Here is a 24,163-nt window from a genome sequence, read left to right as displayed (position 1 = left end):
TTACAGCCACCGTTCGTGCTGAGCTTGTCGAAGCATGAACGGCACACTTCGACAAGCTCAGTGCGAACGGTTACGCTGTAACTATTGAACTGTGAAAACGCTGTAAATATAGCAGATACTCACATTAAGCGGACATGTTTTTGTATTTTTTTATTTAAATTATTTTATATATCAATGTGTTACATGATTTTCAACTTAGGGCAGTTACAGCCACCGTTCGTGCTGAGCTTGTCGAAGCATGAACGGCACACAAAGCGGTTATTTTTCTTGTAACCTGCTAATAAATTTAATGAATAAATTTTTCTTTAAAGGTTGAATAGTGGGTAGGGTGACTTGTATTAAGCTATCAACTTGTCTTTTGGCTTGTGCGGCTAAGCCCAATGCATGGCTGGCGCTGATAAAAATATACACATAACGCAGTTCAATAGCCAGTAACTGCGCGATGGTAATCATGGTTTCAGGGCCTCTACCAATCAATAATCCTGAGATGCGTAACGCATGTGGTGTAACAATATAGCGGGTAAAATCCGGCCATTGTTTTAAATACACCGGACTGTCAACAGCAATTGTTTTTGGGTAGCGACCTTTTGATGTCCACAGCGCCAGCTTCCATAAAAAACTATTAAAATCTTGAATTTTTTCCACGTCTGCGAGGTTAAGTGCTGTTTCTGTGTCAACCGAAGACACGTTCATACTGTCCATATCAAGCCAGGTTCCGGCCATTTGCTTTAGCAAGCTATCGTCAGCATCTATCCAAATTTCACGGCTGTGCGGCAGTATAACCAATGATTTCCAAAGTGAGCTATTCAATTGCAGAATCTGCATTTTTGCCATAGCTGATTGGTAGGTGTATTGCACATAGCCTTGATAATGATTTTTGATGTCGTAAATCGCATGATAACGCGCATTAATATCATTAAAATCAGCATCGGGCGAAAAATCGATAAAATCATTAAAATCGTTTTCAGTAATGCTACGCGCTGAACGATATTTGGTTTTTTTACGTTGTTCTTCAAAGTCGATAAGCTTATTTTGCAGATTTTCGGTTGTGCTGCTAATTGCTGTGCCGTCTTGGTTGGCAGCTGTTAGGGAGGCCTCAACGGTGAGATGTGTGGCTTTAAAGACAGGTTTGGTTTGCGCTACAAGCTCTTGATGAAAAGCTGATTCAGTAAACACAATAGGTTTTGGGCTACTTATGCCATTACTGATGTCTTGCGCCCAGTTTAGAGCGGCCATCATCTGCTCGGCTTTAATCGGTTTGTCCAGATAAAGTAGATTATCGTACTCCAAGCGGTCTGTTTTTTTAGCAGTTAGCACAATAATAGCGCGGTGTGGTGTCCGTGCCAGGCTGTTTTCTACCAGTTGCTCTGAATTGGCAAAGTGAGTATCAATAATATCTATGCTAGCATCGGTTTCTGCCACAACGCTTGCGAAACCTTCACAAGGGCCTTTAAAAAACAGACTTAACAACTTACAAGAGCGTTCATCAATGCCTAATAGTGCAACACCTAACACCGTTTTAAGTTTTTTTTTCATGGGTGATATCTCGTGTAACGATGCAAGAGAGGCACGATATTAGGCTGAAGCAGCGTCATATCACACCGTTGACGGTTATGTAAACAGTGATGGGTGCTTAACTGAGACCTGGATCTAATGTGTACATTAACGATTGCACTAATAAAGACACATCGCGTTTCTCGCGTGCGTCTACAGAAAATACTGGCGGGTTGAGATTGAAGGGCTTTAAATGTATGTGATAATCATCAATACAATACCGGTTATTGAGATCCATTTGTGTAACACCAATGGCAAGACCGGTTTTATCAATAAATTTTCGAAACGATTGCAAGAAAAAGCGCATGTCTTGAAAAGGATCGGCACGGGTATTATCCAGTAGTAAAATCAGCCCTATGCCGCCGGTGACCAATATATCCCACATAAAATCAAAACGTTCTTGTCCTGGCGTACCGTATAAATGGATTTTTTCACCGCCGCCAATATCCATAATGCCGTAATCCATAGCCACTGTGGTGGTTGACTTTTTGTTTTTGGTCATATCGCTGGCTGCCGCATCGGTTTTAATCGGCGGCGTATCACTGATAGATCCGATAGCGGTGGTTTTGCCTGCACCAACAGGCCCTGTGAAAATAATTTTATGCTGAATCATGGTTTTAGTCGGACTGTTATTATGTGTATAAAAGCATTGTACATTTGTGTATTAAAGCAATGTATTTGCATATTTTTTCTATCTCCCGCGCAATTTACTGATAATACTATTTAACAAACCTTTTTTGGCGGGAGGAGTGGAGGGCAGTGTTGTTTTAATTATAGTATCAACTTGTCTTTTCGCTTGAACGGCTATGCCCAGTGCGTGTGTTGCGCTGAGAAATACATACACATAACGCAGCTCAATATTAAGCAACACGGCTATTTCTAACATAGTTTCAGGGCCTCTGCCAAGCAATAACCCTGAAATGCGTAAAGCATGCGGCGTAACAATATAGCGCGTAAAATCTGGCCAGTGTTTTAAAGCCACGGCATTATCAACATCCAGTGCTTTGGGATAGCGGCCTTTTGATGTCCAAAGCGCCAATTTCCACAGGAAAGCATTCATTTCCTGAACTTTTTCCAAGTGGATTATTTTTTGCAAGCTATCTTTTTGAACTGGGGTTATGCTCATGTCATGACTGTCTAGCCAAACGTTGGCCATTTCCTTCAATAAAGTATCATCAGCATCTAACCAGATTTCTTTAGCGTGTGGCAGAATAATCAAAGGTTTCCAGATGGTACAATTTAGCTGCAATGTGTGCCCGTTTGATAACGATGATTGATACGCAAATTGTACATAGCCTTGGTAATAGTTTTTAGTGACATAAGCTGCTTGATAACGTTGCGTGCTGTCATTTAGATTAACGTCTGGCACTGTGCCGATGAAATCATCAAACTTATGTTCCTCTATATTAATGGCTGAGCGATATTTAGCTTTTTTGTGTTGCTCGTCAAGATCAATGAGTTTTTGTTGTTCGCGCTCATGCGTCTTAACGTTGAGGTAAGGCGGCGCAACTTCTGTTTGTATAGCCTGTGGTAAAGCAGCGGGTTGGCTGGCATCAGGCTTAGAGATTGATTGTGGCCGAGCCGGTGTCGCTGGCGAAAATGTGTGTACTGTGGGTGTATCGAAAAAAGGTTTTGGCCTTGGTCTGCCTTTGCTGTAGTCATTTGCCCAGTCAAGCGCTTCCATCATCTGTTCCGCCTTAATCGGTTTGTCAAGATAGAGCACATTATCTTTAACCAGTCGTTCTGTTTTTTTTGTGGTCAGTACAATAACACTGCGCTGCGGTATACGAGATAAACTGGTCTCTATCAGTTTTTCTGAATAAGAAAAATGCGTATCAATAAGATCGACACTGGCGATGTCATCATCAACTACCTGAGCAAAGCCTTCGCAAGGCCCCTTTAAAAACAGAGAGATAAGTCTATAAGAGCGGTCATCCATGCCTAGCACGCACACGCCTAGCACATCTTTTCGTCCTTTTTTCATAAGGTATAATCCACGTAACGGGTTAAGACAGCGGCTAGTTGTTTTATGTTTGATAGTCTAGTACAAAAATATAAAATATCGCTTACTATCAATCGATTTAGGAATAAAATTAAATGCGCTACCACTAAAGTGGACAGCTTGATTTTAGATGGCTGAATTTTGAGACTGAATTAAGGTGGGGTATATTCGTTTGATGATGTTATCTGACGAGGTTTATGAAAAACAACCGTCCATTTGGCGAGACAGATCAACCAATGTTAACTGTTTGTGAATTTGTTGAAGTTATGATCCATAAGCCCTTCGATAAGTTCAGGGCTTGTAGGGTGGGCGGCTGTTATTACATTTTTTAGGGCGCTAGTGTAGCTAGCCTGTGGCTAAATTGTCGAATAAATTTCGAGCGACTTTTATTTGTTCAGAATTGCCTTTATCTAGCACTTCGGCAATAATTTCTCTCGCCGCTTCCGAATCGCCCATATCAATATAGGCTTTTGCCAAGTCTAACTTGGTTTCCATTTCATCTAAATCTATAAAATCAAAGCTACCGTCATTATCATCAAGATAATGCGTATTGGCAGATTCAATATTAGGTTTTACTATGTCAAAATCGAAATCAAAGTCTTCGCTGGTGTCGTAATGCGCCATGTCGTGATCGGAATTCAACAAGCTATCTAGATTAAACTCGTTAAGCTCTTTTTCGTCTTCGCGGGGTAAATCGACAGCGGATATTTCTATTTCCTGCGTGTCTTCTAAAATTATCGCCGGTTTATTTAACGTAAACGCATCGCGTGTTTCTTCGGGTATTTTAGTAACAGACGTTGTTTCAGTGGCAAGTTTAGATGCGCTAGATAATGAACTTAGGTCAAAATCAATACTGTCGTTATTTTTTAACTCACGATCTGCCGCATCCGTGTCAATATCGGACAGCGTTGCAAATTCGGATGGGCTATCGAGGTTATCTTGTTCAAACGGATGGCTTTCAGCCCCCATTAATGTTTCTACAAAAGCCGTATCAAAAGTTGCAATATCAAAAGTAATGTCTTCCGAACTCTCATCACTTGCGGGAGTACTCGCGACGGGTGGCTGTGTTAAGCTGGTATAAATGTTATCAGTGGGTGTTTCTTGTGCGCTAAACAGGTTGTTATCAGCCGCTGAAGACAGTTTTAGATCAGACCATACTTCGCCGCCCATTTCGATGACTTTTGCCCAAAATTCGGCCTGATCTTTTTTACCGGCATCAGCTAATTCAGCGGTGTAATTAACAAAGTCTTTTCTACGTTCGGTTGCACAAAAAATTTCCAGTAATTTCAGTTTGTATTCATCATTATCTGGTTGATCTTTAATGGCTTGTCGCATCAGCTCTTCAGCTTGCTGATAACGGCCATACGCCAGATAAACATCGGTTTCTGAAATAGGATCTATTTCAACATGCGACGTGTCAAAGACTTCAAAATCGCTGGCGGTAAACTCATTTAAGAAAGAGTTTTCCTCTAATGCGCTGGTAGCAATTGCGCTGCCACCAGCAGCGCCACTTTTGCTAGTCGCTTTAGTACTGGCGTTGCTGGGCTTAATCATGCTGGATGGCGCAAACATGCTTTCGCCATCAAATTGTTCGTCAAATTTACGCTTTCTCCACCATAACCAGCCTAGCAAAGATAATAAACTGCCGCCAATACCAGCAAACCATAAGTAGCTGGTATCGGCTTGGGGTGTTTCTATGTACGGATTCTGTCCTTGTGGCACAGGTTGCGCTACAGGTGGCTTAGGTAGCTCCGGAATGCTAACAACTGGAGGCTGTGTGTTTTTGACGGCTTCGGTTGCAGGTACAGCAGGCAATATTTTATTATCTTTTTGTAAGCTATTTAATTGCTGTTCTTTTTGCAACAGATCTTTTTGCAGACTGCTCAGTTGTTTTTCTAAGGCGAGTATTTCATCTGTTTTTGCATCTTGACCGGAGCCAACCACGTTGATACCGGCTTTAGCTTCACCGTTTTGCCCGTTAGCATCGCCAGCTTTTGGCTTTAGTTCGGTAGTTTGTGTGCTAGCTGGTGGCGTTGGTTCAGTGGCCAGCGATGTTGTCGCATCGTCGGCAACTGGTGCATCTGTTGGCGCGGCTAGCGTGAGTTGTTTCTCGGCTCTTTTTTTGACGACAGGGGGAGTCGGTTCTTCTTCTTTTACAACGTCGGCAGGCGGGGCGCTATGTTTCCAGGCACGCATTTGCTGATTAAATTCAGCCAAGGCTTGTTTTTTCGATAAACTGGTAATGTCTTGTTTATCAGGGATATCGAGTGTTTTATTGGGTAATAACGCGTTAATATTTTTCTTATAAAACCCTTGAGGATTGGCATCGTAAATAGCCAGCATCATTTGCTCAGTAGACGTTTCGCTATCGGTGTTAACGCGCTCAGCAACTTTCCACAAGGTATCGTGCTTTTTAGTAACCGTACTGCCGCGCTCAGTATGAAGCACATGAACAACCGGCGCGCGGCGGCGATGTTTCGGGGTAGCAGCAATAGTACGGCGGGGGTGATACTCAGCAACTGGCGTTAGCGGGGCAGCGTCAATCGGGTAGTCGTTTACGTGGGAGATTGATGCTTTTTGGTATGCGGCAGGCGGCTCTAGTAAAACGGTAAATTGACGATACAAGCTACCTTTAGCCCAATTCACTTCCAGTAAAAAATCTAAAAAAGGTTCTTTTAGTGCTTCACTTGAGCTGACTTTAATGACGGTACTGCCATTTGCTTTAACAATGGGCTCAAATTTTACTTTAGATAAAAAAAGTGCCCACGGTACTTTCGCTTCATCGAATTTAGCAGGAGGTGCCAAATTAACACTGATATTTGACAAATCTTCATTTGCAGACGTAACCAGTGAAATCTCAGCATTAAGATTTTGATTAAGCTCCGAGTGCACTTTAATACTACCTATCCCTAGCGAATAAGCACTAGCCGGAGCTAATAGCGACATCACCGCCAGAGTTTTAGTTAATTTGCGCACACCCACTCTCCTAAACAAAAATCAACCACAATCTTCTACCACCTGAAGTCAAATATATAGACAAGCTTAGCCTAGATGTAATTTTTTACTAGCACTTCTGCTATTTGTACACTATTTAACGCGGCACCTTTACGTACGTTATCACCAACAACCCAAAGATCAATACCACATGGGTGAGAAATATCATTTCTAATACGACCTACAAACACATTGTCATTGCCTGAAGAGTCGGTGACGGCAGTTGGGTAGCTGCCATTGACACGCTCATCAATCACGGTGATACCAGGTGCTTTTTCCAGTAGCGCCCTTACCTCGGTTGCGTGAATTTTGGTTTTTGTCTCAATATGCACGGCCTCAGAATGCCCGAAGAACACCGGCACACGTACCGCTGTGGCATTGACTTTAACGTCGGCATCGCCCAATATTTTTTGGGTTTCCCAGACCATTTTCATTTCTTCTTTAGTATAGCCGTTGTCTAAAAAAATATCGATCTGTGGCAAGACATTAAAAGCAATTTGTTTGGGATAAACATTCGGTGTATCAATTGGTTGGCCATTAAGTAACTTGGCCGTTTGTTTAACAACTTCCTCGATACCTTTTTTGCCGGTACCCGATACTGCTTGATAGGTACAGACATTGATTCTATCAATGCCCGCCACATCGTAAATAGGCTTTAAGGCGACCAACATTTGTATCGTTGAGCAATTGGGATTAGCAATAATGCCGCGATTTTTATAATCGGCAATTTTTTCTGGATTAACTTCCGGTACCACCAGAGGAATGTCAGCATCGTAGCGAAAATGCGAGGTATTATCAATGACAATACAGCCTGCTGCCGCAGCTTTCGGGGCGTACTCAGCAGAGATAGACGCACCTGCCGAGAATAAACCAATATGTGCTTTGGAAAAATCAAAATCAGCTAAATCTTTTACTACCAGTGATGCCCCTTTAAATGGAATTCTTTTACCCGCAGACTTGCTGCTGGCCAGTGCATAAACTTGATCAACGGGAAAATTACGTTCTTCTAAAATAGACAGCATGGCTTCGCCTACTGCACCTGTTGCGCCTACGACGGCAATGTTATAAAGCTTAGTCATTTATCAATCCTTGTTATGCCAAAATAGCGAAAACTTTTGCAGTAATGTCCTCAACACTACCTACGCCAATAATTGAGCTAAAGTTAACATTTTGCCCTATTGCAGAATAGTAACCTACTAACGGCTTGGTTTGTTCATGATATACGCTGAGTCTTTTGCGGACGGTATCTTCTTTGTCATCGTCACGCTGAATTAAAGCTTCGCCGGTAACATCATCTACACCGTCATTTTTAGGTGGATTGAAGGCAATATGGTAGGTGCGCCCTGATGATAAATGCACGCGTCGTCCTGCCATGCGTTTAACAATGTCTTCATCAGGTACGACAATTTCAATAACCGTATCGATACTTACTCCCATTGCAGCCAGTCCCTCCGCTTGTGCGATAGTGCGAGGAAAGCCATCCAGTAAAAAGCCATTGCTGCAATCGGCTTGCGTAATGCGCTCTTTAATTAAACCTAAGATGATGCTGTCGGAAACCAAGCCACCGGCATCCATGACTTTTTTAGCTTCTATTCCCAAAGGAGATCCTGCGCGAACCGCTGCTCGTAACATATCACCGGTTGAAATCTGTGGAATACCGTATTTTTCGGTAATAAATTGAGCTTGAGTTCCTTTGCCAGAACCAGGGCTTCCTAAAAGAATAACGCGCATTAATAACTCCAAAGGTGTTGCAAAAACAATTTCAGTGCAGTTGTGAACAAATCACAATTCATAAGCCTAACGTTTTTACAATGATGTAAAAGGTATAATTTTCTATTCTTTCATTATACCTTGTACATAGCAACAGGTGAGAACATTGATATAAATGATACGCTAATTGCTTGTAAGTACATTCATAATCACTGATAGCGCTATATTTTTGAACGCGGACAGGGTTAAACTCTAATATAATGCTTTATTTTCTCAGGAATTCCCCCTATGAATCCAACCGAATGGTTTACCGAACAAGTTCCCGCTGCTGGCACGGCATTTTCATTAAAGATTAAAAACAAACTGCATGAAGAGCAATCCGAATTTCAGTTTTTGGAAATGTACGAAACCGAAACCTTTGGCAATTTAATGGTAATTGATGGCTGCACGATGGTGTCCACCCGTGACAACTTCTTCTACCACGAAATGATGAGTCATCCTGCGCTGTACACACACCCTAACCCCAAAACGGTGTGGATTATCGGTGGCGGTGATTGCGGTACTTTAAGAGAAGTTTTAAAACACCCCTTGGTAGAGCATGCGGTACAGATTGACATTGATGAGCGCGTTACCCGTTTGGCAGAAATTTATTTTCCTGAACTGTGTGAATCCAACGGCGATCCACGCGCCGAGCTGAAATTTATCGATGGTATTAAATGGGTGAAAGACGCTGCACCGAACTCGGTAGACATTATCATCGTTGATAGCACTGATCCGGTCGGCCCCGCTGAAGGCTTGTTCAGTGCTGCGTTTTACCGTGATTGCGCGGCCTGTCTTACCGAAAATGGCATGGTGATACAGCAAAGTGAATCGGCTTTATTACATTTAAAACTCATTGGTGAAATGCGCGATGCCATGAGCAGCGCTGGCTTTGGTCATTTACAAACGTTGTTTTTCCCACAATGTTTGTATCCTTCCGGCTGGTGGAGCGCAACCATTGCTAGCAAAGCTGATCTAAGTAAATTTAGAGAACATGATTCAGCTAACAAACCTTTTGAAACTGTCTACTATAATGTCGACATACACAAGGCATCGTTGGCGCAACCTGAATTTTTTAAAAAAGCAATGGCTTTAAAATAAAACAGCTCCCCTCTTTGAAAAAGAGGGGCTAGGGGGAGATTTATTAAATAAAATTTCCCTCAAATCTCCCTTTGAAAAAGGAGATGTCTGAACACATCCGCAGATAAGCTGATATATGTTCATCTGCAACCCTAAAATCCAGAGGTAACCCCATGTTTGATCCCAAATCCATTGATGATATCGCCAGCCGTTTAATTAATTCCATACCACCTGGCTTGAACAACTTTAAAGAAGACATGGATAAAAATTTTCATGCCATATTGCAATCGACTCTAGGCCGATTGGATTTGGTGACCCGCGAAGAATTTGATGTGCAAAAAGCAATGTTGGTAAAAACCCGTGTCAAATTGGACGCTTTAGAAAAGCGCGTGTTAGCTATTGAAGCGCAAGTGCTGGATAAAGCAGAGCTATAAAAACCTAACGGCTAACCGGCCAACCTAACACGGAGTAGTTGATATGGCCTTAGCAATTGTGTATAGCCGTGGGCGCTCAGGTATTGATGCGCCCTTGGTTACTGTCGAAGTTCACGTTGCTAATGGCTTGCCAGCCATGTCTATCGTCGGTTTGCCGGAAGCTGCGGTTAAAGAGAGTAAAGACCGCGTGCGCGGTGCGTTGTTAAATTCTAAATTTGAATTCCCCGCCCAGCGTATTACCATCAATCTTGCGCCTGCTGATTTACCCAAAGAAAGTGGCCGCTTTGATCTGGCCATTGCTTTGGGAATTTTGGCGGCCTCGCACCAAATACCCAAACACACGCTGGAGCAATACGAATGCGTAGGTGAGTTGTCCCTGGGTGGTGAGTTACGTCCGATTATTGGCGTATTGCCTATTGCCATTCAAACCCGCAACAGCCAGCGCAAGTTGATTTTGCCGAGAGAAAATATCGGCGAAGCGGCATTGGTTAAAGACATTGAGATGGTGCCGGCTGGACATTTGTTAGAAGTGTGCGCCCATCTCACTGGGCAAAAATCCATTACCAGTGTGTACGCACCAGACGTACAGCCAACACCTGAGCCCGATATCGATTTTGCTGATGTGCATGGCCAATACCATGTAAAGCGTGCCTTTGAGATTGCCGCTGCGGGTAATCATAATTTGCTCATGCTCGGTCCTCCAGGTACGGGTAAATCCATGTTAGCCTCGCGCTTACCGACTATTTTGCCGATGTTAACCGAACAACAAGCGCAAGAAACAGCGGCGATTGCCTCGGTGAGTGATTGTGGTATAGACCTTGCCAACTGGTTAAAACCGCCATTTAGAGCGCCGCACCATACCGCATCTGCGGCAGCATTGGTGGGGGGTGGTAGCAATCCTAAACCTGGTGAAATTTCGCTGGCGCATAACGGTACCTTGTTTTTGGATGAGTTACCGGAATTTGATCGCAAGGTGTTGGAAGTGTTACGCGAACCCTTGGAAACCGGCCACATCACTATTTCTCGCGCCACACGACAAGCGGATTTTCCGGCGCGTTTTCAACTGATTGCGGCGATGAATCCGTGTCCTTGCGGGTATTTGGGCGATGTCTCTGGGCGTTGCCATTGCTCATCGGAACAGGTGCTGCGTTACCGCGCCCGCATATCGGGGCCGTTATTGGACAGAATTGATATGCACCTGGAAGTGCCGCGTGTACCGCACGAGGTGTTACGCAAGGGTTCACCAGAGGGTGAGGAAACCAGTGCCGCTATTCGGGAGCGCGTGGTGGCTGCTCGTGCTATTGCAGCAGCCCGTAACGGCAAACCCAATTCGGCGTTAAGCGCCAAGGAAGTTAAGCTGCATTGTGATCTGACCGAACAAGGCCACAAATTGCTGGAGCAAGCCATGGATCGGTTTGGTTTGTCGCATCGGGCGTATCACCGTATTTTAAAATTGGCGCGAACGATTGCCGATTTAGCGGGTGCTGAGCATATCGCGGTTAATCATTTGAGCGAGGCGATTGGCTATCGGAAGTTGGATCGTAAAGTTTGACGCCAGTCACCGATTGGATGGGCTCTTGTCTTATGTAAAAATGATTGATGCGCCCCTAATGTTTGGCGCATCCTATGTTTAGCGTATCTTATTGTGTTGCCTTTTTATGTGCAAAATAAAACAGCAAGCCACCTATCACAATCATCGGCGTAGATAATATCTGCCCCATCGTTACCCAATCCAGTGCCATATAACCCAAGTGGGCATCCGGCATACGGAAGAATTCAATAAAAAACCGGAAACAGCCATACAGCAACAGTGCCAAGCCGGTAATCGCCATAGTAGGGCGCTGTTTTTTAGAATACAGCCACAAGATAATAAACATTACCACGCCTTCTAAAAACGCTTCGTACAATTGCGACGGGTGTCTTGCCAGTGCGCCACCTGTAGGGAAAACCATCGCCCACGGTACATCGGTGGCTCTGCCCCACAGTTCTGAATTAATGAAATTACCCAGTCGCCCCGCGCCCAAACCAATCGGCGCGAGTGGTGCAATAATATCAGTGAGTTGTAGCATGGTGCAGTTTTGCTTTCTGGCAAACAGCCACATGGCGATAAAAACTCCCAGCATGCCACCATGAAACGACATGCCACCTTGCCAGATTTTAATCAAAATAATCGGGTTGTGGATAAATTCAGCGAAATTGTAGAACAGAATATAGCCAATTCTGCCACCTAAAATAACCCCCATTGCGCCGTAAGTGACCAAATCTTCAATGGCTTCTGGCTTAATGGGTGACCACGGTTGCAGGGCGCGTTTTTGACCCAAAAACCAAACGGCGGCAAAGCCTATTAAATACATTACACCATACCAATGGACTTTTATCGGCCCTAGGGTGATGGCAATGGGATTAATATGTGGAAAACTTAGCATCGCTATGTCCTGAAAAAATAAGCAGTAATATTTTTATTATACCGTAAGCGTAACTGCACTAATGCGCCTCATCCCAATTATTACCCACGCCAATATCTACAAGCAAGGGCACGCTAAGCGCCGCGGCATCCGTCATCAAAGCTCTAATCTGGGCTTTGCAGTTGTCAATCTGATCAAGTGCAATTTCAAACACCAACTCATCATGCACTTGCATAATCATTTTGGCATCCGGCTGGGCTTTTAATAACCACGCATCCGTCGTTAACATGGCGCGTTTAATAATATCCGCTGCCGTGCCTTGCATGGGTGCGTTAATGGCGGTACGTTCGGCGTATTGGCGACGCGCGGCATTACGCGAATTAATCTCTGGTAAATACAGGCGACGACCAAACAAGGTTTCAATATACCCTTGTTCTTTAGCCAGCTCGCGGGTCGTGTCCATGTATCGCTTAACGCCTGGGTAACGGGCAAAATACAGATCAATATAGGCTTGTGCCTGGCTACGCGATAAATCCAATTGCTGTGCCAAACCGAAGGCGGACATACCGTAAATCAAGCCAAAGTTGATGGCCTTGGCAGAGCGGCGCATGTCATTACTCACCTGATCCAGCGCGACACCAAACACCTCCGCAGCGGTGGCTTTGTGTACATCCAGGCCTTCGTTAAAGGCTTGCAACAAACCAGCATCGGCGGATAAATGCGCCATGATGCGTAACTCAATTTGCGAATAATCCGCCGCGACTATCTGGTAACCGTCCGGTGCAATAAAGGCTTGGCGGATTTTTCGGCCTTCGGCGCTGCGGATAGGAATATTCTGCAAATTAGGATCAGACGACGACAAACGTCCTGTGGCCGCTACCGCTTGATGATATGACGTATGAATGCGGCCGGTTTTGTTGTTGATTTGCTGTGGCAGCTTATCGGTATAGGTGGATTTGAGTTTGCTGAGACTGCGATGCTCAAGCAGTAGTTTGGGTAACGGATAGCTCAACGCCAGTTCTTGCAACACCGATTCATCGGTGGACGGTTGGCCGGTGGGGGTTTTCTTCAGTACCGGCAGTTTTTGCTTGTCGTACAAAATGGTTTGAATCTGCTTGGGTGAGCCCAGATTAAAACTTTGTCCGGCCACATCGTGGGCTTGTTGTTCCAGTGCATTAATGGTGCTGGCCAGTTCCATGCTCTGTTGCGCCAACATGGCAGTATCGACCAGTACACCATTGGCTTCAATACGCGCTAACACGGTAATTAAAGGAATTTCCAAGCAGCTGTATAGCTGTTGCAAGCTGGGGATTTCAGCCAGTTTTGCGCTTAATACCTGATGCAAGCGCAAAGTAATATCGGCATCTTCCGCCGCGTAAGGCGCGGCTTGTTCTATAGCGACCGCTTGAAACGGGATTTGCTTTGCGCCTTTGCCGGTAACGTCTTCGTAATGTGTGGTTTCAACTGCCAGATAGTGTTTGGCCAGATCATCCATATTGTGTTTGCTGGCGGTGCTGTTCAGCACATACGAGGCCAGCATAGTGTCATGGGCAATGCCGCGCAGGGTGATGCCGTGATTGGCCAATACGTGGCTGTCGTATTTGAGATTTTGCCCTAATTTGGCTTTGCTGACATCTTCCAATAACGGACGCAGTTTTTCCAATACTGTTGTTCTGTCTAATTGGTCAGGGCAGCCAGGATATTCATGCGCGAGCGGTATGTAAGCCGCTTTGCCCGCCGTTACCGCAAACGATACGCCGACAACCAATGCCTTGCCATACATCAAGCTGGTGGTCTCGGTATCAAAGGCAAATAACTCGGCGTGTTGCAATTGTGTTAGCCAGTTATCCAATTGTTGCTCGGTTAAAAGGGTTTCATACGTCGTTTCTACTGTTTCAAGCTTAGTCGCTGTTTCTTTCTCTTTCGTTGCTTCGGTGATTTTATGTGCTTCAGCTTTAACTGCCGGTGCTGCGGATTGTGTGTTAGCTAAAATTCTAAGCCACGAAGTAAACCCCAGTTCTGTCAGCAGCGATTTAAGCGTATCCACATCCATCGGTTGCTGTTTTAAATCATCAATGCTGTAAGGTAGTTCCAAATCACAGACAATCGTTGCTAATTGTTTGGACAGTGCCAATTGCGCCAGGTTATCGCGCAGGTTGTCGCCGATTTTACCGGTAATTTCGTGGGCATTAGCGACTAAATTAGCCAGTGTTCCGTACTGTGCCAGCCATTTGGCGGCGGTTTTTGGTCCCACTTTCGGTATGCCAGGAATGTTATCGGAGCTGTCACCAATTAAGGCTAAATAATCAACAATCTGTTCTGGGGTCACGCCAAATTTGTCGAACACGCCTTGCACATCCATGCGCGTGTTGGTCATGGTGTTTTCCAGCAATATATTGTCATTAACCAGTTGCGCCATGTCCTTATCGCCGGTGGAAATAATAACTTTAAAGCCATGCCGCTCGGCTTGCCGTGCAAATACGCCGATGACATCGTCGGCTTCTATGCTGGCTTCCATAATCAGCGGTAAACCCATTGCGCGAATAATTTTATGCAGTGGGGCAATTTGGTCGCGCAAGTCATCCGGCATCGGTGGCCGGTTAGCTTTGTACTGGTCGTATAAGTCGTTGCGAAAGGTTTTGCCGGGCGCATCAAATACTACTGTAATATAATCGCTGTGGTAATCAGCAATGAGTTTACGCAGCATATTGGTTACGCCGTGAATGGCATTAGTCGGCAAACCATTAGGGCTGGTTAGCGGTGGCACGGCGTGGAAGGCGCGGAATAAAAAAGATGAGCCATCTACTAAAATCAGGCGTTGTTGTGTGTTTTCGGGCATGTGTTTGTAAGGTTCAAGGTTAAAGTTCAATGCGCGTTATATTTTGCGTTTTACATCAATAATATGCGGTAGTTGGCTTATTTTACTCAGGACTTGGCTTAATGGGTTGATATTTTCTACTGGTATGGTCAATTTCAGTGTGGCAGAAAAAGCGGTATTTATAAGCACACCTTTTTTCTGGCACAACACACCTAAACGATAGGCAACATCAGTGTTTGTTTAATGTGCTTATCAATTATCATCAAGGCTATGGCGCGGAAAACAGCATTAAATTATCTTGTACAGCGTGATCTTTTATCCCATAAACAAGCGTATTATAGGCTCGTGGCAGCACATTAATTATCTGCATGATACGTGTGCCACTGTCTCCCAGCATCCTGCTGAATTTTCTTCAAAAACTATTTTACATAGGAACTATTTATGGTTAATAACACAATTCTAATTGCTATAACAAGCGGCATTTTGGTATTAACACCCATTGTTCACGCTGCCACACAGTACACGCTGACTGCAATTGGCCCCATTAAAAGCCATACTCTCGCTAGGCCTACTACCAGTATTGGTAATGCCATCAATTTTAGTGGTCAGGTTGTCGGTTCGTCTAGCGACCCCGTTAATAATGGTGGCAGCGATGCGCTAATTACCACTAAAAACGGTATTGTGGCTGACAATAATTTCAGCGTTTTCAATCGTCGTATCTTTTCCACCAGTTTTTTTACCGGCATTAATACGCGCGGCTTGGTGGCCGGTTATTTTGGTAGAAATACTAATGATCCGGTGCGTGATGGTGCGCATGCCTTTATTTCTGACAAGGCCAATAAAAAGAAAATAATAGATTTGGGTACGTTAGGTGGTTATTCTAGTTTTGCTTACGGAATCAATGATAAAAATCAGGTTACCGGCTATGCGGGCACTGCCTTTAATGAGTATCACGCATTTATAACGATTAAAGGGATTATGAAAGATCTGGGTACATTGGGTGGTAAAAATAGTTATGGGTATGCTATTAACAACATAAGCCAAGTCGCAGGTTATTCAGCTACTCGCCGTGGCGTTCATGCCTTTGCAACAGTGAAAGGCGTTATGCGCGATTTAGGCACATTAGGTGGATTAAACAGCAGAGCGTATGGCATTAATAATAAAGGTCAGGTTGTAGGAGAATCAGACATTCCTCGCAGCCCTAACCGTCACGCTTTTGTTACTATTAAAGGTGTTATGACTGATCTTGGCGCACTTAGGATAGGCGATACCAGTATAGCACTTGGTATTAATGCCCAGGGTCAGGTTGTAGGTACTAATTTTCAACCTTTCGATAATAGTGGGCATCAGCCGCCCCGTCCGGCTATTAGTAATGTCCGCGCCTTCGTAACGGTTAATGGAAAAATGACTGACTTAAATAGCTTGATTGCACCGAGTAAAAAATGGAAGCTTACCAGCGCTAACGCTATTAATGATAAAGGCCAAATTACCGGTGTGGGTATCAACCCTAAGGGTGTGCCGAGTGCGTTTTTGTTATCGCCGATAAAGTAGCTTTTTAAATAAGGTGGATTCAACTCCGAAGTGCAAGCGCTATCGTTTTATATTGGCGCAGTGGAAAAATATATTTTCTTGGATTTGAATCCACCGTTGAATATAAAAGGTTTAGTCGCTAGCTTCTGATTTTGGTTCGCGGCTTAGTAGATTTTGTACAGCAGTTTGGGGGGCGAGTTGTTCGTATAAAACTTTGTAGGTTTGTTCTGTAATAGGCATGTCTATGCCGTATTTTAATGCCAAAAGATGGGTTTCTTTGGCCGCAGAAATGCCTTCAATTTCTTGGCCAATTTCTTTGATAATGTCATCTTTGTTTTTGCCCTGCCCTAAAGCCAAGCCAAAGCGGCGATTTCGGGATTGATTGTCAGTGCAGGTTAAAATTAAATCACCTAGACCTGCAAGCCCCATAAAAGTTTCTTGTTTGCCACCCAGTTGCACGCCTAGGCGAATGATTTCATTTAGTCCGCGTGTAATGAGTGCGGCACGGGTGTTTGCGCCAAAACCCAAGCCATCGGCAATGCCAGCGGCTATTGCCAGGACATTTTTTACTGCGCCACCTACTTCTACACCGATCAAATCAGTGCTGGTGTAGGTTCTAAAGCGGTTGCTGTGAAAGATGTCGGCTAAATGGTTGGCAAATTCGGCTTGATTTGCGGCAATAGTGATTGCTGTCGGTAAATCTGCTGCTACTTCGCGGGCAAAAGTTGGGCCAGAGAGCAGTGCCGCCGGTGTGTGTGCGCCAAAGATGTCAGCGACAACTTCATGCAATAGACAGCCATCATCAGGGTTAAAGCCTTTGGTTGCCCAAGCCACAGTAATACGGGCTGTGCAGTGTGGGTACAGTGCTAACAGGGTTTGTTTAAATACCTGGCTGGGTACGCACACCAGTATTAAATCACTGAACTGCGCTGCATCTTTGATATTATCGGTGACATTGATAGTGTCTGGAAAGTTAAGTTCGGGCAAATAGCGTCGGTTTTGCCGTTGTTTGGCTAACAAGGCTATGTGATGCGGATTGTGTCCCCAAAGCAATACCTGGCAACCATTTCTGGCTGCCAGTATAGCGAGTGCCGTGCCCCAAGAGCCCGCACCTAGAATAGTAATTTTTTGATTCAAAAAACTATTAGTTGAGTGTATTGGTGCCGTTAGGGCTTTGTTGTTGCATTTGTTCTATATGTTGACCATACAAGGCATCAAAATTTACGGGCGATAGCAGTAATTGTGGAAAACCTCCTTTGGAGACTAAGTCAGAAACCACTTCTCTTGCATAAGGGAACAAAATATTTGGGCAGAAGCTGCCAACCATCGGTCCCATTTCGTGATCTTCAAAACCACTTAAAGCAAAAATACCGGCTTGATTGACTTCTACTAAATAGGCAATAGTGTCGCCACATTTAACGGTAAGCGTTACTTTAAGGGTGATTTCATAAAATGAATTGTCTAATGCGACCGTGTTAGTGCCTAAGTTGAAATCAACAGAAGGCTCCCATTTTGCGGTAAAGATGGTCGGTGAATTGGGGGTTTCAAAAGACAAGTCTTTGGTGTAGATTTTTTGGATTGAAAATTGCTTGTCTTCAGTATTATTTTGTTCAGCCATGATGGGTATTTAAAGTAAGTGTGATGGGGAGGTTGAAGGGATTAACCTTTGTATTTACTGATGGTTTTTATAGGCAATTTGTAGTCTTCTTGCCATGCATCCATGCCACCGGTGATGACCAGAATGTTTTCAAATCCTGATTTTGTCAAAAGTTTGCCGGCCGATGCAGAGCGCGTTCCATTTTGACATACGGTAAGAATAGTGGTTTTTTTGTATTTATCAAGCGATGTTAACTGGCTGGCTAACGCACTTAACGGTTTGCTGATTGCGCCTTCGATGTGGCCTTTTATAAACATATCAGGTTCACGGACATCAATGATAGTCACGCTGTCATCATTCATTTTAGCAACTGCCAGTAACGGGGATATGGCGCTGGACTTATTGAATGCAGCATCAAGTAATTCCTGGACTAATAAATAGATGACGACGGCTAAGGCGAGGACATAAACATAATGGTTTAAAACGAATTCTATAATGCGTTGCATAAGTAAAGGTGACTTAATCAAGTGAAGTAAAAAATAATGTCGTGTTTAGTGCTGCTACTGCACCTGCAAGCATTATAACAACGCACAGCTGATAAAAGGTGCTTTGAATGCATGTATATAAAATTTTATGTTGTTATGCTTATCAGCGTGGACAGCACTTGTAGGGCTGTGATTTATAGGCAGCACGGCTAGCGTATATTCGGTATAATACAGGTTTATGTGTGTTTTAATTATTGAATGATCTGATACCCATACTAGCAACCTGATTAAATGATACATGATTTTTAGATAAACAGGTGGTTAAGAATAATGGTTATCCACTTAAGGTGGGACAAAGCGTACTGTTATTGGCGTAAGTGAATGATTATGCGTAGGCTGGGGTGTCGATAAGAACTCCAACCTAAGATACACCGTACCCTTGAGGTTCGTTACCTCACCCCAGCCTACAAACTTTGTCCCAGCTGTGTGGGTGGCAAGAATAATTTAACGTGTTGATTGTTCACTTTAATAACGTGGATTTTTTAACTAATTTTTAGTATTAGGAGATAAAGGGTTTATGTCGAATCGACCAAAACCAGTGGTATTGCTGATTCTTGATGGCTTTGGCTATTCACTTGAACAAGAAAATAACGCTATTGCAATGGCTAATACGCCGTGTTGGGATAAATTGCAACAAGATTACCCGATGACTTTACTGGACTGCTCAGGGAAAGTCGTAGGACTGCCTGAAGGTCAAATGGGTAATTCTGAAGTAGGTCACGTCCATATTGGTATGGGGCGTTATGTGCCACAGGAGTTTTCTAAGGTTAACGATGACATTGATGACGGTCGTTTTTTTGACAATCCGGTACTGTGTAAAGCCGTGGATGTTGCGAAAGACAACGGTAAGGCACTGCACATTATGGGCTTGTTATCAGAAGGCGGTGTACACAGCCACCAGTGTCAAATTATGGCAATGATTGAGTTAGCAGCACAGCGTGGCTTAACTAAGGTGTATGTACATGCCTTTTTAGATGGTCGTGACGTACCCCCAAAAAGTGCAGCATCATCCATCGCGGCCATCAATGATAAATGCGCGGCTTTAGGTGTGGGCAGAATTGTTAGCTTAGTTGGGCGTTTTTATGCAATGGACAGAGACAATCGCTGGGACAGAGTTAAACTGGCTTATGCGCTTATTGTTAACGGGCAGTCAGAATTTGTTACAGATTCTGCGCTAAATGGCCTGGAAGCGGCTTATGCGCGTGGTGAGACTGATGAGTTTGTTTTGCCTACGGTGGTGTTAGATGCTGAGCGACAGATCACTACGCTCGATGCTGAAGATTCCGTGGTATTTATGAATTTTAGAGCGGATCGTGCGCGTGAAATATCACAGGCAATTACCGAGCCGAATTTTAGTGCTTTTGAAAGAAATGCTCAGTCGCCTTATCGTGGTTATTTTTGTACGCTGACTGAATATAATCAGGATTTTGATTACCCGATTGCTTTTCCCTCGACTGAATTAAAAAATGGTCTGGGTGAAGCATTATCTAATCTGGGTTTGACTCAATTGAGATTGGCAGAAACTGAGAAATACGCACACGTCACTTTCTTTTTAAATGGCGGTGTTGATAGTGCTTTTCCTGGTGAAGACAGAATATTAGTACCATCGCCCAAAGTTAGGACTTACGATATGCAGCCGGAAATGAGTGCTGCTGAAGTCACGGATCATTTGGTTAGCGCGATTGTTAGCGGTAAGTATGATGTGATTGTATGTAATTATGCAAATTGTGATATGGTTGGCCATACGGGAATTATTCCTGCTGCGATACAGGCGGTAGAGGCAGTGGATGGCTGCTTGCAGCGTATTGTTGATGCGCTGAACAGTGTCGGCGGTAAGATGTTACTAACGGCTGATCATGGTAATATTGAGCAAATGGTTGATCCTGAAACACGGCAGCCACACACGGCGCACAGTCTTAATCCCGTGCCTTTGGTTTATGTAGGCGGAGAAGGTGAGCTAGTGTCCGGTGGTGGTTTATCAGATTTAGCACCAACTGTATTTGCTATTTTAGGTATTGAGCAACCTGCTGAAATGACAGGGAAATCGCTTATTAAAATTGGATAATCCGTGAATGATTAAGTGGGGCGACTACTGCTTGTTACCTGTGTTGTTATTGGTGGCTCTGGTACCGGTAGAGAATTGCTTTGCTAAAAGCATTAAGCAACTGGATCAAGTTCAGTTAGACATCACGTCTGTCACGCAAGAAATGCAACTTATTAAAAAACAGCGTGACGACGTGCAAAATTTGTTAGCCGATGCTGAACAACGTTATGGTGAAACCGCAGCGGTATTACGAGTATTACGGCAGCAGGTTGAAGAAAAGCGCGAGAGTTTAGATAAGATTCCTTTAGAAATCCGCAAGCTTGAAGTAGAAATAGCGAAGTGTAATAAAGAATTGGCTGGCCAAGTAAAGGCGGCTTATGCAATAGGTCAAAAAGCACGTATAAAATTAATGCTTAGTCAGCAAGATCCTGCATCATCAAGCAGGCTCATGATGTATTACGATTATTTTAATAAATCGCGTTTGGCAAAGCTTGCTTATGTGGAAAGCTCCGTTAAGCGCTTGGATTTATTGAGTCAGCAAAAGCAAAAAGACACGGCTGTTTTAGAAAAAAGTTTGGAGCAAAAAAAAATCGAGCAAGCCACGTTGGATAATGTGCGTAAAGAAAGAAATGATCTTTTCGCACAGTTAGACAGTGATTTTTCTTCTAATGAGCAGCGTCTGGAGCGGCTTAAAGAAAGCGAACAGAATTTGAAAAGTTTAGTGGACTCGCTCGATATAGAAGATGCGGATCTTGTTTTTGAAGGAGATCAAGCTGAAGTGGAAGTTCCTATTGCGGGTAACTCAGATGAGCCTGATATTGTTGTGTCAGAAGATAGCGAATCTGAGGTAATAGGAGATTTCCCTAAAATGACCGGTGATTTTTCCACATTAAAAGGTAAGTTACCGTTGCCAGTTACAGGGCGGTTAGCTAATAAATTTGGTAGTCAGGGCGCACAAGGCCTGAGCAATGGTGTATTAATTGCTGCTCAAGAAGGTGCGGAGATTCATGCGATTACCAAAGGTAAGGTGGCTTATGCGGGTGCTTTACAAGGCTATGGCTTATTAATGATTGTTGAGCATGGCAAAGAATATATGACGTTGTACGCTTTTAATCAGAGCCTTTATAAAAAGAAAGGCGACTGGGTGGATGCAGGTGATGTGATTGCATCGGTTGGGCAGAGTGGTGGTCGCAGTCGGCCTGGGTTGTATTTTGAAATACGCAACAAAGGTAAGCCGATTGATCCTTTGGCATGGTGTCATCAGTAAATTGCTATTTGGCTTGAATAGCAGTAATTTTAGGAAATTGAGTTTTTGGAGTTTTAAGACGCATGCTAAATAAGAAGAGTGTTTTTATCTTGTCTCTTGGTGTTACGCTAGGTATTTCTATAGGTATATGTAGCAGTGTTTTAGCTGAGAAAAATAAGCCTGCGCCAATTGCAGATACGGAAAGTCTGCCTTTTGAAGATTTGCGTACTTTTACGGAGATTTTTGGCCGTATCAAACGCGATTACGTTGAGCCCGTTACTGACAAAAAATTATTAGAAGATGCTATTCGGGGCATGTTGACAGGGCTTGATCCGCATTCGGCCTATTTGGTTGCTGAAGAATATCAGGAGCTTAAGGAGGGAACGATGGGGCAATTTGGTGGCTTAGGCATTGAGGTCACTATGGAAAATGGCTTTGTTAAAGTCGTTACTCCTATTGATGATACGCCCGCGCAACGCGCTGGTGTTAAAACCGGTGATCTTATCGTTAGGCTAGATGACAAGCCAGTAAAAGGTATGGCGCTATCTGATGCGGTTAAGCTAATGCGTGGTGAGCCAGGCAGTAAAATTTTGCTGACTATTGTGCGTGAGGGTGCAGAAGCGCCGCTTAAGATTACTTTGGTACGTGATGTAGTAAAAGTTAAAAGCGTAAAAAGTCGTATTTTGGAAAAAAATTACGGTTACGTGCGCATCAGTAGCTTCCAATCGGGTACAGGGGAAAGTTTAAAAGACGCTTTGGCCACTTTAAAGAAAGACAATGGCGGTAATTTAAAAGGTTTAATCTTGGATTTGAGAAATAATCCGGGTGGTGTTTTAAATGCCGCTGTTGAAGTTAGCGATGCATTTTTAAAGAGCGGGCTTATTGTTTATACCGAAGGTCGCATTGAAAATTCTGAGATGCGCTTTAATGCCGCGCCCGATGATTTAATTGATGGCGCACCTATGGTGGTTCTGATTAATGCAGGTTCAGCTTCCGCTTCAGAAATCGTGGCGGGTGCATTGCAAGATCAAAAGCGTGCTGTGATTATGGGCGAAAAATCTTTTGGTAAAGGTTCTGTACAAACTATTTTGCCGACCAGTAATGGGGCGGCAGTCAAGTTGACAACGGCGCGTTACTATACGCCATCCGGTAGATCGATTCAGGCTGAGGGCATTGAGCCCGATATTGCTTTAGAAAATCTTAAGCTAGAATCTCTGGATAAAGCTGAATTTAAGCCGGTTAAAGAGGCGGATTTATCGCACCATTTAGAAAATGCTAAGGAAGTTGTCGGCGGTCAAAGCGCAGCAGATAAAGCAAAAGAAGCGCTTGATAAGAAGGATTATGCTTTATATGAGGCATTAACTTTGCTGAAAGGCATTAGTATTGTTAATAAGTGATGTTTTCTAAGGTCTGCTAAGTTAAAACGGATTATTTTTAATAATTCGTGTTTAGAGCGGGGAATTTTATCTAAGTGGGTGAGCGAATATGGGCTGGAGAGAGCGGATACACGAAGAGTCTTATAACGATGCTGAAGTTGAAGAGCGCTTAAGAGAAGAGTTGCCACAGTGGTATTTAGAAAATGGCTGGATTCGACGTAAGTACAAAACCAGCGGTTGGAAAGCTACCTTAATGGTTGTTAATACCGTTGGTCATCTTGCAGAGGTTGCTTTTCACCATCCTGATCTCACTGTTTCTTATGCATTTGTGATTGTTAAGTTAATGAATCATGCAGCGAAAGGCATCACTAATAAAGATTTTGAATTGGCGCGAAAGATTGAAGAAGTTGTCATGTGGCAACCTGGAAAAGAGGGGGGGGCATTGGATGGTACGCCGGATGATCCGCGATTTAAATATATTAAATACAGTTAGTTTATTGTTTTTAGTCTTGAGGGGCTGTAATTAGGTTATTGTTTTTGTTTTGGATATGAGAAGAAAGATAATTTTTGAATCAGAAATAGTCAGTAAATTTAAAAAAACAAAAAATAAAAATTGACAGAATTAAAAAACCGCATATAATAGGCGGACTAAGTTGATCGAAAGATTAACCGCTCTTTAAAAACCTAGATCAAAATAATGTGTGTGGGTACTTGTGATGAGTGTTTGTGATGTTATATTACATTCGACACAAGATCAACTCATGTTAATTCATTTGTTGTATCTGTCGA

The 24,163-nt window shown here is 43.6% G+C and carries 19 protein-coding genes; 8 read left to right on the top strand and 11 right to left on the bottom strand.

Annotated elements, in window-relative coordinates:
• Positions 1 to 258 precede the first annotated feature (258 nt).
• The 6 genes from CRENPOLYSF2_RS18290 to adk form a co-directional block, all read right to left on the bottom strand.
• Entirely contained in the window at positions 259 to 1,536 is a 1,278-nt protein-coding gene (locus CRENPOLYSF2_RS18290) for a hypothetical protein (RefSeq protein ID WP_087145394.1), read from the bottom strand.
• A 97-nt stretch (positions 1,537 to 1,633) separates the two neighbouring features.
• Positions 1,634 to 2,167 (bottom strand): GTP-binding protein, encoded by a 534-nt coding sequence (locus CRENPOLYSF2_RS18285; RefSeq protein WP_087145393.1) that lies wholly within the window; start codon positions 2,165 to 2,167, stop codon positions 1,634 to 1,636.
• 78 nt (positions 2,168 to 2,245) lie between these two features.
• Positions 2,246 to 3,538 carry a hypothetical protein gene (locus CRENPOLYSF2_RS18280; protein ID WP_087145392.1) on the bottom strand — a complete coding sequence of 431 codons (1,293 nt, stop codon included), beginning with the start codon at positions 3,536 to 3,538 and terminating at the stop codon, positions 2,246 to 2,248.
• 363 nt (positions 3,539 to 3,901) lie between these two features.
• Complete coding sequence (locus CRENPOLYSF2_RS18275; RefSeq protein ID WP_087145391.1) at positions 3,902 to 6,532, bottom strand: motility hub landmark protein FimV; 2,631 nt, start codon at positions 6,530 to 6,532, stop codon at positions 3,902 to 3,904.
• A 71-nt stretch (positions 6,533 to 6,603) separates the two neighbouring features.
• A complete protein-coding gene (locus CRENPOLYSF2_RS18270) occupies positions 6,604 to 7,629 on the bottom strand; it encodes an aspartate-semialdehyde dehydrogenase (protein WP_087145390.1) in 1,026 nt (341 codons plus the stop codon).
• Positions 7,630 to 7,642: 13 nt separating this feature from the next.
• The gene (gene adk / locus CRENPOLYSF2_RS18265; RefSeq protein ID WP_087145389.1) at positions 7,643 to 8,281 is read right to left on the bottom strand and encodes an adenylate kinase; all 639 of its coding nucleotides are present in this window, start codon (positions 8,279 to 8,281) and stop codon (positions 7,643 to 7,645) included.
• A gap of 267 nt (positions 8,282 to 8,548) precedes the next feature.
• On the opposite strand from adk, the gene speE reads away from it, so the two are divergent.
• From speE to CRENPOLYSF2_RS18250, 3 genes are all read left to right on the top strand, one after another.
• The gene (gene speE / locus CRENPOLYSF2_RS18260) at positions 8,549 to 9,400 is read left to right on the top strand and encodes a polyamine aminopropyltransferase (protein ID WP_087145388.1); all 852 of its coding nucleotides are present in this window, start codon (positions 8,549 to 8,551) and stop codon (positions 9,398 to 9,400) included.
• Positions 9,401 to 9,552: 152 nt separating this feature from the next.
• Positions 9,553 to 9,813 (top strand): ubiquinone biosynthesis accessory factor UbiK, encoded by a 261-nt coding sequence (ubiK, locus tag CRENPOLYSF2_RS18255; RefSeq protein WP_087145387.1) that lies wholly within the window; start codon positions 9,553 to 9,555, stop codon positions 9,811 to 9,813.
• A gap of 43 nt (positions 9,814 to 9,856) precedes the next feature.
• Positions 9,857 to 11,365, top strand: a complete 1,509-nt coding sequence (locus CRENPOLYSF2_RS18250; RefSeq protein WP_087145386.1) for a YifB family Mg chelatase-like AAA ATPase — start codon at positions 9,857 to 9,859, stop codon at positions 11,363 to 11,365.
• Between the two features lie 88 nt (positions 11,366 to 11,453).
• On the opposite strand, the gene lgt is transcribed toward CRENPOLYSF2_RS18250, so the two are convergent.
• Together lgt and polA are read right to left on the bottom strand one after the other, a co-directional pair.
• Entirely contained in the window at positions 11,454 to 12,239 is a 786-nt protein-coding gene (gene lgt / locus CRENPOLYSF2_RS18245) for a prolipoprotein diacylglyceryl transferase (RefSeq protein ID WP_087145385.1), read from the bottom strand.
• Between the two features lie 58 nt (positions 12,240 to 12,297).
• Complete coding sequence (gene polA, locus CRENPOLYSF2_RS18240) at positions 12,298 to 15,057, bottom strand: DNA polymerase I (RefSeq protein WP_087145384.1); 2,760 nt, start codon at positions 15,055 to 15,057, stop codon at positions 12,298 to 12,300.
• A gap of 420 nt (positions 15,058 to 15,477) precedes the next feature.
• Here polA and CRENPOLYSF2_RS18235 point away from each other — a divergent pair, with 420 nt between their 5' ends.
• Positions 15,478 to 16,587, top strand: a complete 1,110-nt coding sequence (locus tag CRENPOLYSF2_RS18235) for a hypothetical protein (protein WP_087145383.1) — start codon at positions 15,478 to 15,480, stop codon at positions 16,585 to 16,587.
• 111 nt (positions 16,588 to 16,698) lie between these two features.
• On the opposite strand, the gene CRENPOLYSF2_RS18230 is transcribed toward CRENPOLYSF2_RS18235, so the two are convergent.
• From CRENPOLYSF2_RS18230 to CRENPOLYSF2_RS18220, 3 genes are read right to left on the bottom strand one after another with little or no spacing between them, the layout of a single operon-like run.
• Positions 16,699 to 17,703 carry an NAD(P)H-dependent glycerol-3-phosphate dehydrogenase gene (locus CRENPOLYSF2_RS18230; RefSeq protein ID WP_087145382.1) on the bottom strand — a complete coding sequence of 335 codons (1,005 nt, stop codon included), beginning with the start codon at positions 17,701 to 17,703 and terminating at the stop codon, positions 16,699 to 16,701.
• 7 nt (positions 17,704 to 17,710) lie between these two features.
• Positions 17,711 to 18,184, bottom strand: coding sequence for a protein-export chaperone SecB (gene secB, locus CRENPOLYSF2_RS18225; RefSeq protein ID WP_087145381.1), 474 nt, complete (start codon positions 18,182 to 18,184; stop codon positions 17,711 to 17,713).
• Positions 18,185 to 18,225: 41 nt separating this feature from the next.
• Positions 18,226 to 18,669, bottom strand: a complete 444-nt coding sequence (locus CRENPOLYSF2_RS18220) for a rhodanese-like domain-containing protein (RefSeq protein ID WP_087145380.1) — start codon at positions 18,667 to 18,669, stop codon at positions 18,226 to 18,228.
• Between the two features lie 556 nt (positions 18,670 to 19,225).
• On the opposite strand from CRENPOLYSF2_RS18220, the gene gpmI reads away from it, so the two are divergent.
• The 4 genes from gpmI to CRENPOLYSF2_RS18195 all read left to right on the top strand — a co-directional run bounded on the left by gpmI (position 19,226) and on the right by CRENPOLYSF2_RS18195 (position 23,867).
• Positions 19,226 to 20,773 carry a 2,3-bisphosphoglycerate-independent phosphoglycerate mutase gene (gene gpmI, locus CRENPOLYSF2_RS18210; RefSeq protein ID WP_087145378.1) on the top strand — a complete coding sequence of 516 codons (1,548 nt, stop codon included), beginning with the start codon at positions 19,226 to 19,228 and terminating at the stop codon, positions 20,771 to 20,773.
• Positions 20,774 to 20,780: 7 nt separating this feature from the next.
• Positions 20,781 to 22,019 (top strand): murein hydrolase activator EnvC family protein, encoded by a 1,239-nt coding sequence (locus tag CRENPOLYSF2_RS18205; protein WP_087145377.1) that lies wholly within the window; start codon positions 20,781 to 20,783, stop codon positions 22,017 to 22,019.
• 62 nt (positions 22,020 to 22,081) lie between these two features.
• Positions 22,082 to 23,395: a S41 family peptidase gene (locus CRENPOLYSF2_RS18200; RefSeq protein ID WP_087145376.1), complete on the top strand. Its 1,314-nt coding sequence runs from the start codon at positions 22,082 to 22,084 to the stop codon at positions 23,393 to 23,395.
• 88 nt (positions 23,396 to 23,483) lie between these two features.
• The gene (locus CRENPOLYSF2_RS18195; protein WP_087145375.1) at positions 23,484 to 23,867 is read left to right on the top strand and encodes a 4a-hydroxytetrahydrobiopterin dehydratase; all 384 of its coding nucleotides are present in this window, start codon (positions 23,484 to 23,486) and stop codon (positions 23,865 to 23,867) included.
• The last annotated feature ends 296 nt before the right edge of the window (positions 23,868 to 24,163 follow it).

This window comes from Crenothrix polyspora, from assembly GCF_900163755.1.
GTDB lineage: Bacteria > Pseudomonadota > Gammaproteobacteria > Methylococcales > Methylomonadaceae > Crenothrix > Crenothrix polyspora.
This window is presented reverse-complemented; position numbering and strand designations above follow the sequence as displayed.